The following is a 10,635-nucleotide window of genomic DNA, read 5'->3' on the forward strand; positions in this document are numbered from 1 at the left end:
TCAATCCCTAGGTTCTGACTGGGTTTTTGTCTTGCCAGACTGTCAGAATCAGCGGCATATTGTTGAGAGCGGATATGACAGCAAAGTTTTTGCTAGGTGGAAGCGATGCTTTTTCCTGGCTTTGCAAGATGATGTCCTGTTGGTCAAGCGTGATCCAAGCAGTTCCTGACAAAACTTGAAGTTCTCGATGATTTTGAGGCAATCTGTATACCTCGTTTTCCATTAGAATAATGCGATCCTCTTCGAGGGCTCCGCTAACGGGCGCTGCTAACTCGGAAATTCTTTGAAGCATAGTATCTCCTTTGAAATTAAATCATCAAAAATCAAAAATTCACCATTATTGCCTCATCACTGAAATCTTTGCATTTGCCAAATTTTGTAGCGGCGGATTCACCAATTTCTTTGATGACGGCAAACAACCTAAATAAACCCGGTTCCATACAACCGACAATCGACTATTGGCAGTAACGCCGATCGAGCCAAGCGCGCATTTCATCCTCAGTTGCCACACAAGTAGAGCGACCTGTAGCTCGATCGCAACCGTGCCACCAAGTGTTACCATCATTATCTGAGGTTTGCCAAATTCTTAGCTCGTCTGGGCCAGCAGTGGCGACTATGAAAAACTGCCAAATTTGATTCATAACCCAAAAGAATGATTGCCCTTTCTGTTTTTCGGAAGGTTTTGCTCGATCGGCAATCGAAAAAGCTTTCATTTTTGGGGTATCGATCTGATTTTTGCAAGTAGACATAGCCAACACCTTTTAGTTATAAATACTCCAAAAATTGCACCATTAAAATTACCAATAATAGCTGAAAAATGCCATGTTTTCATCGCAAATACAGCACAATATTGTTGTCGTGCAAGTTTGGTTGAAGTCTATCTGTTGCCTGATAAATTAACTTTAACTCTGCGACCATTGACAATCAAAGCATTGCTTGCATAGGTTGTATGAATAAAATCGATAGATCGAAGCCCTTGTGACAATTTGGGTACTACTGGCACAAACGCTATGAACGAAATCAATACGCGGCGGATGAAATTCTCTCAAATTCAGGCTTTGCTAGCAGTAGCAGACTGTGAAAACTTTAGCGAGGCGGCTTTGCAATTGGAACTGTCCCAATCCGCAGTCAGCCACGCCATCGCCTCTTTAGAAACAGAATTGGGAGTGCAACTGTTCCATCGGGGGCGACACGGTGCTCAACTGACGCCGGTGGGGGAAAGGGTGCTGCTTCACGGGCGTCAAATAGCCTGCGCCTTAGAAATGATGGTCAAAGAAGCGGATTTAGAAAAAGGTTTGCAGGGAGGCCAGGTACGGATAGTTACTTTTCGGAGTGTCGCAACTCATATCCTACCGGGTATTATTGCTAAATTTCGCAGTTGCTTTCCCAAAATTGCGGTCATCATTACCGAAGTTTATTATACTCAAGCTGTGGAAGAAGCTTTGCGATCGGGCAAAGCAGACATCGGCTTTGTCTCTCTTCCCATCTCTGATGAATTTGAAACTAGAGAAATTTTGCGGGATAAATATGTTGTGTTGCTGCCGCCGAACGGACAATGTAAAAGTGCTAAGATTACCTGGGAAGAATTAGCGAACTATCCCCTGATTTTGCAGCCCGCAGAAAATCCTTGTTCGATACCGCTTCGCAAATATTTGACAACTTCGGGGTTTCCCTTAAATATCGGTTACGAACTCAGCGAAGATTCAACTATTGTCAGCATGGTGATGCAAGGTTTGGGTACAGCAATTCTGCCCCGTTTGGCCGCAGAACCGATACCTGCTTCGGTGAAAGTTTGCAGTTTGCCGGCGGATTTTGAGAGGGTAATTGGGGTGGCTGTTTTGAGGGATGCGCTGTTAGTTCCGGCCGTTTTTGCGTTTTTGGATGTAGTTACAAGTGCGGCACAGGTTGATAGTGAGGGCGAGTTTGCGATTAATCCTTCATGAGAAACCTAAGTCAGTTGTTATTGGTTATATCGTTTCCGGTTGCAGCGGAATCATATAGAGGACACGGCTTGGCCGTGTCCCTACCGCGATTAATTGTAGGGACACGGCCAAGCCGTGTCCCTACACTTCATAAACCTGAAATAGGCTGTATCAGCTTCGGAACACAGATGAACGCGGATGGGATTTTATCTGCGCTCCTCTGCGATCAAAAAAAATCGCATAACCAATAGTGCGATCGCTTATTTAGTGCTAATGCGCTTAGCCACAAGACTAGAACTGTCCCCTTGGTGGAATTTGATTCGACCGTCTACCGAGTTTTTATCCTTTAATTTGAGCCAACCGCTACCAGATGCAGGATCGTTTTCATCATTACCGTCCCATGTAAATTCAAATCGCTGATCCTTTCCATCTTTTACGACTTCGCCGTCAATTTGACCTGATACTAAACCGAATTGAAATTCTCCTGAACCTGTTTGATCGATCTCGATATAGGCTTCAACTTCCATGTCCAAGTAATCACTATCCCACATTGCCATCTCCGCGATCCGCCATTTACCGCTATATTGCATTTCTCTCATCCTCCACTTGTATTAACGGAACAAAACCAATATAGTCGAAACAGTTACGCTCAAGCAGTACGCAAACGCTCAATATCCCGGATCGGCGGCGCACCAAACATACGAGAATATTCGCGGCTGAACTGTGAGGGGCTTTCATAACCCACCTGATAGGCAGCATTTGCCGCATCGGAGTTTTCGGCAAGCATCAGGCGACGTGCTTCTAATAGTCTTAATTGCTTTTGATATTGAAGTGGACTCATCGATGTAACTTCCTTGAAATGGTGATGGAAAGATGAAGGAGACATATTGGCTTGTCCTGCCAAATCCTCAACCCGCATCGGTTTTGCAAAATCAGTTTTAATCAGTTTGAGTACCTCGGCGATGCGCTGCATATTGCTGCCAGATGTGGCGATTTGGCGGACAGCTTCGCCTTGTTCACCCATTAAAAGACGATAATAGATTTCGCGGATAATCATCGGTGCCAGCATCGGGATATCCTGCGGCGTATCCAAAAGTCGTGTCAATCTGAGGGCGCAATCGAGCAACGGCGCATCGGCATTGCTGACGAATAAGCCTCTGACAGAGTTTTCTTTCTTGCTCGCGCTTGGCTTGGTTTGGGCAGTGATAATATCGCAGAGTTGGCGTGGGTCTAAATTCAGCTTGAATCCTAAATACGGCTTGTCTGGAGTGGCCTCTACAACAAATCCACTCAGAGGTAAATCAACTGAGATCGCAAGACATTGAGCCTCACCATAACGATAAGTTTCATCACCCAGCAACGCTTCTTTTTTGCCCTGAACGACGATGCAGAAAATAGGTTGATAGACACCGTACAGTGCGGCGGGAACAGCAGATTCTCGCGTAAATTCCAGCTTATCTATAGCTGTTTTATGAAAACCGTTCCCTTTGCCGTCGGTGTGCCGAGTTAGCAATCCCGCCAGTTCTTGACACTGATTTGCGATCGCATCTTGGTTTATTACTTGGTTGAGCATTTCAATCGTCATGCTAATTTTTTGATTGATTTAACCATTTCCTTTTGCTCATCATAGAGCATCTTGAGCCATTCCTGAAATAGGGCTTTGGAGGATTAGGCAATAAATTGCGAGGTCTGTGTATTCAAAACCCTTGCTTTTACTCATATGATGAACACATCTGAATGAAACAGTAAAAGGATAAGGCAATGACCCAAAACAAGACAAAAATCGCATTGGTAACAGGGGGGAGCCGAGGACTTGGCAAAAATACGGCTTTGACCCTTGCCAAAAAAGGAGTCGATGTCATCGTGACATATCACAACAGCGATGAGGATGCCCAAAATGTCGTATCTGCGATCGCCGATATCGGATCTCAAGCCGTTGCGCTGCAACTGGATACTTCAAACATTAAAACCTTTGACGGTTTCGCGGAACAAGTCAAGCAGTCACTTCAAGACAAATGGCAGACAGAGCATTTTGATTTCCTCGTCAATAATGCTGGTGTTGGTGTTTATGCGTCTTTTGCTGATACGACGGAAGATGATTTCGATCGCTTGATGAATATTCATCTGAAGGGCGTTTTTTTCCTCACGCAGAAACTTCTTCCTTTAATCAATGATGGAGGACGGATAGTCAATATTTCCTCTGGGCTTGCCCGTTTTGCTTTACCTGGCTATGCAGCTTACGCAAGCATGAAGGGAGCGATCGAAGTTTTGACCCGATACATGGCGAAAGAACTGGGACACAGACAGATTGCTGTGAATGTGATAGCCCCAGGCGCAATTGAAACGGATTTCAATGGCGGTGCGGTGCGTGACAATCCTGAGATTAACAGCTTTATCGCTTCGCAAACTGCCTTGGGCCGCGTCGGTCTTCCTGATGATATCGGCGGTGCGATCGCGGCTTTGCTATCCGAAGACAACAGATGGGTGAATGCACAGAGAATCGAAGTCTCTGGCGGTCAGTTTATTTAATTCAAATCAACCTCAATAACAGGAAAAATAACCATGTTGAACGTAGAAAATAAAGTTGTTCTGATCACTGGAGCCAGTAGCGGAATCGGTGAAGCCACCGCTAAGTTGCTGTCCAAAAAAGGTGCAAAAGTTGTTTTAGGCGCACGTCGCACCGATCGCCTAGAAGCGATCGCCAAGGACATTCGTGCGGAGGGTGGAACAGTCGAATACCAGGCTCTAGATGTGACGCAACGCAGTCAAATGGAGGATCTCGTTCAATTTGCCCAAAGCAAGTTCGATCGCGTAGATGTCCTGATTAACAATGCTGGCATCATGCCCCTATCTGCACTCGAACAACTGAAAGTTGAGGAATGGGATCGCATGATTGATGTCAATATCAAAGGTGTTTTGTACGGCATCGCGGCGGCACTTCCTGTCATGAAAGCACAAAAATCTGGTCAGATTATTAATATTTCCTCGATCGGCGGACACGCGGTTTCTCCTACTGCTGCTGTTTACTGTGCTACTAAATTCGCCGTTAGAGCAATCTCAGAAGGCTTGAGACAAGAAGTTGGGGGCGACATTCGGGTGACGGTGATTTCTCCTGGAGTAACGGAGTCTGAGTTAGCCGAGAGCATTACTGATGAAACTGCAATATTGGGAATGCAAGAATTCCGCAAAATAGCTATTCCTGCGGCTGCGATCGCGCGATCGATTGTATTTGCGATCGAACAACCTGACGATGTTGATGTTAGCGAAATTATTGTCCGACCAACAGCAAGCCCTTACTAACGAAACAGGAAACTTCTCTCTTGAACTTACGGTGTGATGAAGCTCGTAATCTGGCGACCGCCAATGCCCAATTCGCTAGTTAGATTGCGCCATCTCTCTCACCCAGTTGCGTAAATTCACCTCTGCTTCTACCTCATCTAGCTGCGCTGCTGCCAAAAATTCGTAGAGCTTGGACTTCGGAAGTATCGGAAAAGTGGGGCTGACCGATACTTCCAAATACTCATCGTTCTCTAGCTTATAAATTCGCCATTCTCTACCATTGTACCGCCAAAACTCCGGTACTCCCATACTGGCATAGAGAGCTGGCTTATCAATATCAGTATGGGTGATATCTACTTCTACGACTAAATCGGGTGGCGGATCTGTTGCTAAATCTACTGTACGACCGGCGACGAGGGGCTGATTTTGGATGTAATAGGCATTATCTGGTTCTGCGCCGCGCTCTAAGTCCGATCGATCGAGGGTTGTCGAACCCATTGTTTTAATCTTCAAACCTAGCTCTACCACCAAAATCTGAATCAGTCGTTCGATTAAGCGTGCTGAAAATTCGTGTTCTTCTAAAGGGCTGGTAATTTCTAAAGTCCCTCGATCGAATATCAATGTAGCCGCTCGTTTATCGCCCAAAATCTTGAGCAGTTGTTGATAACCTTGCCAAGTAATATTTCTCAACACCACTCGCTTTTCGCCTATGAGTAACGGTGGTGCGATCGGCGCAACAGAAATCATATGTTTACTTCCAGCTATGAGATTTCTAAGATAACATAAGGAACAGGCAAGATGCCTGTTCCACAACTAACAAATTATTGATTGTGGAACCGGCTCCAGAGCCCGTGAAAAGGAACAGGCATCTTGCCTGTTCCACAATTAATAAAATTATGGATTGTGGAACCGGCCCCAGAGCCCGTGAAAAGGAACAGGCAAGATGCCTGTTCCACAATTAATAAAATTATGGATAGTGGAACGGGCATCTTGCCCGTTCTTAAAAATAGTCAACAAATTCTATTTACTCTACTCTGTTCTCTGCCGCAAAATAAATTCAGCTAGTGCTAAATCAACGGGGGTTGTGACTTTCAAATTCGTCTCTTCTCCCTCCACAATTCGTACTGGCAAACCGCATTTTTCAAACAAAGCTGCATCGTCTGTAACTTCCCAACCTTTCTGTCGCCCTTCTTCGTGACACTGCTTTAACAATTGCACTTCAAATCCTTGGGGAGTCTGGGCAGCCCATAAATTGCTCCTTTCCGGCGTTTCTCGCACGATCCGGCGCTCATCTACAACCTTAATCGTATCCTTGACCGGGACGGCGACAATCAAGCCCGGACAGCTCAAGAGGGCCTCTGCTGATCGATCGAACAATTCAGCAGTAGCCAAACATCGGGCGCCGTCGTGAATCAAGACTCGATCGGCATTTGGTGGCAAAGCCTGCAAACCGTTGTAAACTGACTCTTGGCGGGTGGCGCCTCCTTGAATCAGTTCCACGGGCTTAACCAAAGATAAATCGCTCAGAATTGCTTTAAAATCAGGAAAATCGTCTGGCTGACCCATAATGCCAATCCAGCTAATGTGCTGCGAAGCTTCAGCAGCAGCCAAAGTCCAACTCAGCAAAGGTTTTCCCAGCAAAGTCAGCAGCAGTTTGTTCCGCTGACTCCCCATCCGTCGCCCCGAACCCGCGGCAGGAATCAATAAGTGCATTTACTAACCGTTTTTAACCCAACTAGATATATATAATAAGAGCGTCCTGTACTTTTGAGTCAGTTGTTTAGCTGTCAGCCAGTAGCTTTTAAAGTCTAGAAATACTATAAGCTGATAGTTGAGAGCCGATCTCTGAGAGCTACCTCGATCAATAATAGCCCGATCGTTTATGATGCGAATACTAGCACTTGTCCCTGGCGGGATTGGCGACCAAATTTTATTTTTCCCCACTCTTGATGACCTCAAGCAGTCTTATCCCGACGCGCAAATTGATGTCATTGTCGAACCGAGGGCAAAAAGTGCTTACCGAGTCTGCAAGTCGGTCAAAGAAGTCTTGACGTACAATTTCAAAGACCGCAACGCTATGGCAGATTGGGGCAATTTACTGGGCGTAATTCGCGATCGCGAATACGAAGCAGTTATTTCCCTAGGCCAGCGGTGGACTGTAGGGCTGCTGCTGTGGCTGACGGGCATTCCTCAGAGAGTTGGCTATTCGGGAACCAATGGCGCTCGATTTCTCACCGCTGCCGTACCGCTGAAAACTGAACAGTACGCGGCTTCAATGTACCACGATTTGCTGCAAGGATTTAACATTACAAATCCTTGTCCGGCGATCGCAATTAATGTACCAAAACAGGACATTCAGTGGGCGGAAGCCGAACAGCAGCGGTTGGGCGTAAAAGAAAGCGGTTACATTCTAATTCACGGCGGTTCCAGTCAATTAGCTGTGTCTAAAGGTATTGACAAAATTTACCCTACAGACAAATGGAAGCAAATAATTGAAGATTGTCAGCAGCGGCAGCCGAATTTGCCCGTTGTTGTTGTGAAAGGCCCCGAAGATGCAGACTTCGTGACAAAGTTAGTCGAGTTATGTCCGAATGTAAAAGTTATCTCGCCGGATGATGTCGGCAAGTTGGCGGCGACTATTGCTGCTGCTAATTTGATGATATGTACTGACAGTGCGCCGATGCACTTAGCTGTGGCGGTTCAAACTTATACAATAGCTTTGTTCGGCCCGACTGAACCTGCAAAATTGTTGCCAAAGAGCGATCGATTTTTGGGCATTAAATCTCCTACTGGCAAAATGGCAGACATCTCTCCTCAAGAGGTTTTAAAGAAGGTTTGGGGCGGCTAAAAACTAGGATATCTAAGTCAGGACACGGCAGTGCCGTGTCCCTACAATTTAGCTGCTTTCCAGGCAAAGCCTGGGAACCCATATCTAGAGGCTCTGCCTCGCTTATCGGGGCTTCACAGGAAGCGGAGCCTGGGGACGAGGAATCATTTTCCGTAATTCCTCTTTCGCTCTTCGTTTTTCAACAAGCTCCATCATCTGCTGTAATTCCTTCTTCTTTTGGTTTGCAAACCGAGTGGCGGCAACAGTTGTTACTCCTCCCGCAGTAGTAGTGATAGCACCTTCCTGAACTTTATTAGAATAAACAAGTCCCACACCTGCGAAAGCAAGAATTGCCGATGTACCGATGACCGTAAGGGCGACATTGTGGCTTTGGCGAGCTTGTCGCACCGATTCTCCCAGTATTTCTTCTGCAATGTCGCTATAATCTTCATCAGGCTGCGAGTTGCCGAATAAGTTAAAATTCATAACTGTTTTCTCTCCAAAATAGTGATAATTTGTTGTTTCTACAATTACTCTACCGAAGCAAACAGCGAGAGTCGAGGGCAGATAGGGCGAGTTTTAATTTGCGATATGCCCTAATTTTTGGGGCAGATAGGGCAGGAGATTACAACCTATCTGCCCTAGACAGACAGAAATATTTAAATATAGAATGTGAGTGCGATCGGAGTTACGGATGAATAATCATGAAATCTCGCTCCCGCTAGCCACCATGCTGTTTCATTCCCCCGAAATCCGCCAGGGAATTCATTCCCTGTCGGACTGTCGGACTCTCCCGAAATCCGCCAGGGAATTCATTCCCTGGCTAATAGCAAAACTCGGTTAAAACCGACTAAAATACTAATTTTCAGTCCTCTTAAGAGGACTTTCGCTATGAGACAGGGAATTCATTCCCTGTCGGACTGTCGGACTGTCGGACTGTCGGATTATCGAATTATCGAATTAACTAAAAAACTAATAACCCCACCTAAAAACCTACTATGCGCCCATCCGATATAGTTCAATCGAGTGCAACTGGACAAATTAAGCTCAGAGACTCATACCAACAAGCTAGCCTGACGATAGAAACACTCGCAGCAAAAGCTAATGTTTCCCAGGACACAATTAAGCGCTTACTCGATACAAAAAAATGTAGTAAGGGTGTACAAAGACGGCAAGTTACCAAGATAGCTAAAGCATTAGGAATAGAACCCACAGATATTGTTGACCCAAAAGATTGGAATGCCGAAAATAAGCTGCCGCCAGAGTTTGAATCACTCATAGCAGAAAAAATTAAAACCTTTTGCGGCCGACGATTTGTTTTTAAGGCTTTTCAGGACTTTATCAAGGAAAAGCCTCACGGTTATTTTACAATTATCGGGGATGCGGGAATGGGCAAAAGTTCGATCGTTGCCAAATACGTCTCTGAACATAAATCTCCCTGCTATTTCAATATTCTTGTCGAACGCCGCAACAGACCAGAATTGTTTTTGAAGAGCATTCGCCAGCAATTAATTGACCGCTATCAATTGCCAAATTCAGAAAATGCCGATTTACCAACTTTACTGGCAAAGGTGGCGGGAAAACTCCCTTTGGGCGAGCGTTTGGTAATAGCAGTAGATGCACTGGATGAAGTCGAACAAGAAGCGGGAGAAAATCTTTTACATTTACCGACCACTCTGCCAGATGGGGTTTATTTCTTGCTGACGAGGCGACCGCATAACCTCGGTCAAAAGAGGCTGTCTTTATCTCCGGGAGTTCCGGTAAAAGAATTAGATTTAAGAGACAGAAAGTATGTTAATTTCAATCAGGATGATATCAAAGAGTATATTCGGTATCTGCTATATACCGATTCTCAGTATAAAGAGAAACTGAGAAACTGGATTCAAACCCGTAGCATTCCCGATACAACTTTTGTCGAGCAATTGGCCGACAAAAGCGAAAACAATTTTATGTATTTGCGGTATGTTTTGCCAGCAATTGCTAATGGCGATTACAACGACCTCAGTTTAAAGGAATTACCAGACGGGCTGCAAGAGTATTATCAAAACCATTGGGTGCGGATGAGGATGGAAGCTCAGCCAGGGAGCATGTCACTTTTGCAGTGAGTAATTATACTTATGAAGTTTTCCCCTGATTTCCAATTAACCCGTTCAAGTAAGCACAACGATGAGCTAATACTTGCCCCACATGTTCTGATTTCCAACTAGCTCCTGATATTTTAATTCGTCTGGCTATTTGCTTAATCCCTGATTCTACCGCTCCTGAACCAATTGAACAGATGCCATCAATAGAGAAAATTTCATAGTTGATAATCCTTTTTTTGTGCTTTTCTAGATATTTGCAAAAATTCACTGCTGATTTTTTCTTGAGCTTTCTAAATAGAGCTGCCGCGCTCTCTACGTTCCCTTTCCACAAATATGCTTCTGCTTGCTTAAGTCTCTTCATTGAACCACCTACTTTCTGAAGATTTTGATTTAGATGATACCAATCGAGAATTTCTCTTCTGTTCTGTTCACAACTGATTTCCTTAAATATATTCCACACTCCATCATGTCCATCGCCCAAGCAAGTTATAGGTTTTGCTAGCGGTTGTTTATTTGCCCAATT

13 protein-coding genes and 1 pseudogene are annotated in these 10,635 nt (G+C 45.0%); 6 read left to right on the forward strand and 8 right to left on the reverse strand.

Annotation, left to right across the window (positions count from 1 at the left end; translation table 11 throughout):
* Positions 1-7: 7 nt before the first annotated feature.
* A complete protein-coding gene (locus QUA54_RS25645; RefSeq protein WP_333416888.1) occupies positions 8-292 on the reverse strand; it encodes a hypothetical protein in 285 nt (94 codons plus the stop codon).
* A gap of 163 nt (positions 293-455) precedes the next feature.
* On the reverse strand, positions 456-749 hold the full coding sequence (locus QUA54_RS25650; RefSeq protein ID WP_333302517.1) for a hypothetical protein: 294 nt from the start codon (positions 747-749) through the stop codon (positions 456-458).
* A 261-nt stretch (positions 750-1,010) separates the two neighbouring features.
* On the opposite strand from QUA54_RS25650, the gene QUA54_RS25655 reads away from it, so the two are divergent.
* Complete coding sequence (locus tag QUA54_RS25655; protein ID WP_333197640.1) at positions 1,011-1,943, forward strand: LysR family transcriptional regulator; 933 nt, start codon at positions 1,011-1,013, stop codon at positions 1,941-1,943.
* Positions 1,944-2,182: 239 nt separating this feature from the next.
* On the opposite strand, the gene QUA54_RS25660 is transcribed toward QUA54_RS25655, so the two are convergent.
* Together QUA54_RS25660 and QUA54_RS25665 are read right to left on the reverse strand one after the other, a co-directional pair.
* A complete protein-coding gene (locus QUA54_RS25660) occupies positions 2,183-2,512 on the reverse strand; it encodes a hypothetical protein (protein WP_333028516.1) in 330 nt (109 codons plus the stop codon).
* Between the two features lie 59 nt (positions 2,513-2,571).
* Positions 2,572-3,507 carry an AraC family transcriptional regulator gene (locus tag QUA54_RS25665; protein WP_333416890.1) on the reverse strand — a complete coding sequence of 312 codons (936 nt, stop codon included), beginning with the start codon at positions 3,505-3,507 and terminating at the stop codon, positions 2,572-2,574.
* Between the two features lie 176 nt (positions 3,508-3,683).
* Between QUA54_RS25665 and QUA54_RS25670 the strand changes: the two genes are divergently transcribed.
* Together QUA54_RS25670 and QUA54_RS25675 are read left to right on the forward strand one after the other, a co-directional pair.
* Positions 3,684-4,451 (forward strand): SDR family oxidoreductase, encoded by a 768-nt coding sequence (locus tag QUA54_RS25670; protein WP_333416892.1) that lies wholly within the window; start codon positions 3,684-3,686, stop codon positions 4,449-4,451.
* A gap of 33 nt (positions 4,452-4,484) precedes the next feature.
* Positions 4,485-5,222 (forward strand): SDR family oxidoreductase, encoded by a 738-nt coding sequence (locus QUA54_RS25675; RefSeq protein ID WP_333189486.1) that lies wholly within the window; start codon positions 4,485-4,487, stop codon positions 5,220-5,222.
* 75 nt (positions 5,223-5,297) lie between these two features.
* Here QUA54_RS25675 and QUA54_RS25680 read toward each other — a convergent pair whose 3' ends face one another.
* Both QUA54_RS25680 and ispD read right to left on the reverse strand, forming a co-directional pair.
* Positions 5,298-5,948 carry a Uma2 family endonuclease gene (locus tag QUA54_RS25680; RefSeq protein WP_333416894.1) on the reverse strand — a complete coding sequence of 217 codons (651 nt, stop codon included), beginning with the start codon at positions 5,946-5,948 and terminating at the stop codon, positions 5,298-5,300.
* 282 nt (positions 5,949-6,230) lie between these two features.
* Positions 6,231-6,914, reverse strand: a complete 684-nt coding sequence (ispD, locus tag QUA54_RS25685; RefSeq protein ID WP_333416896.1) for a 2-C-methyl-D-erythritol 4-phosphate cytidylyltransferase — start codon at positions 6,912-6,914, stop codon at positions 6,231-6,233.
* Positions 6,915-7,086: 172 nt separating this feature from the next.
* Here ispD and QUA54_RS25690 point away from each other — a divergent pair, with 172 nt between their 5' ends.
* Complete coding sequence (locus tag QUA54_RS25690; protein WP_333416906.1) at positions 7,087-8,049, forward strand: glycosyltransferase family 9 protein; 963 nt, start codon at positions 7,087-7,089, stop codon at positions 8,047-8,049.
* A gap of 102 nt (positions 8,050-8,151) precedes the next feature.
* Here the strand turns inward: QUA54_RS25690 and QUA54_RS25695 are convergent, their stop codons facing one another.
* Entirely contained in the window at positions 8,152-8,514 is a 363-nt protein-coding gene (locus QUA54_RS25695; protein ID WP_333416898.1) for a TRADD-N-associated membrane domain-containing protein, read from the reverse strand.
* 208 nt (positions 8,515-8,722) lie between these two features.
* Between QUA54_RS25695 and QUA54_RS25700 the strand changes: the two genes are divergently transcribed.
* Together QUA54_RS25700 and QUA54_RS25705 are read left to right on the forward strand one after the other, a co-directional pair.
* The gene (locus tag QUA54_RS25700; protein WP_333416900.1) at positions 8,723-8,872 is read left to right on the forward strand and encodes a hypothetical protein; all 150 of its coding nucleotides are present in this window, start codon (positions 8,723-8,725) and stop codon (positions 8,870-8,872) included.
* Between the two features lie 154 nt (positions 8,873-9,026).
* Positions 9,027-10,133, forward strand: coding sequence for an AAA family ATPase (locus QUA54_RS25705; protein ID WP_333416902.1), 1,107 nt, complete (start codon positions 9,027-9,029; stop codon positions 10,131-10,133).
* 10 nt (positions 10,134-10,143) lie between these two features.
* Here the strand turns inward: QUA54_RS25705 and QUA54_RS25710 are convergent.
* Positions 10,144-10,635 (reverse strand): annotated as a pseudogene (locus tag QUA54_RS25710) (ISKra4 family transposase); the annotation flags it as partial.

The organism is Microcoleus sp. MOSTC5, assembly GCF_036701825.1.
GTDB classification, from domain to species: domain Bacteria; phylum Cyanobacteriota; class Cyanobacteriia; order Cyanobacteriales; family Microcoleaceae; genus Microcoleus; species Microcoleus asticus.

Coding starts and splice junctions, on each gene's coding strand:
- QUA54_RS25645 (WP_333416888.1), bottom strand. CDS start 292: ATGCTTCAAAGAATTTCCGAGTTAGCAGCGCCCGTTAGCGGAGCCCTC.
- QUA54_RS25650 (WP_333302517.1), bottom strand. CDS start 749: ATGTCTACTTGCAAAAATCAGATCGATACCCCAAAAATGAAAGCTTTT.
- QUA54_RS25655 (WP_333197640.1), top strand. CDS start 1,011: ATGAACGAAATCAATACGCGGCGGATGAAATTCTCTCAAATTCAGGCT.
- QUA54_RS25660 (WP_333028516.1), bottom strand. CDS start 2,512: ATGCAATATAGCGGTAAATGGCGGATCGCGGAGATGGCAATGTGGGAT.
- QUA54_RS25665 (WP_333416890.1), bottom strand. CDS start 3,507: ATGACGATTGAAATGCTCAACCAAGTAATAAACCAAGATGCGATCGCA.
- QUA54_RS25670 (WP_333416892.1), top strand. CDS start 3,684: ATGACCCAAAACAAGACAAAAATCGCATTGGTAACAGGGGGGAGCCGA.
- QUA54_RS25675 (WP_333189486.1), top strand. CDS start 4,485: ATGTTGAACGTAGAAAATAAAGTTGTTCTGATCACTGGAGCCAGTAGC.
- QUA54_RS25680 (WP_333416894.1), bottom strand. CDS start 5,948: ATGATTTCTGTTGCGCCGATCGCACCACCGTTACTCATAGGCGAAAAG.
- ispD (WP_333416896.1), bottom strand. CDS start 6,914: ATGCACTTATTGATTCCTGCCGCGGGTTCGGGGCGACGGATGGGGAGT.
- QUA54_RS25690 (WP_333416906.1), top strand. CDS start 7,087: ATGCGAATACTAGCACTTGTCCCTGGCGGGATTGGCGACCAAATTTTA.
- QUA54_RS25695 (WP_333416898.1), bottom strand. CDS start 8,514: ATGAATTTTAACTTATTCGGCAACTCGCAGCCTGATGAAGATTATAGC.
- QUA54_RS25700 (WP_333416900.1), top strand. CDS start 8,723: ATGAATAATCATGAAATCTCGCTCCCGCTAGCCACCATGCTGTTTCAT.
- QUA54_RS25705 (WP_333416902.1), top strand. CDS start 9,027: ATGCGCCCATCCGATATAGTTCAATCGAGTGCAACTGGACAAATTAAG.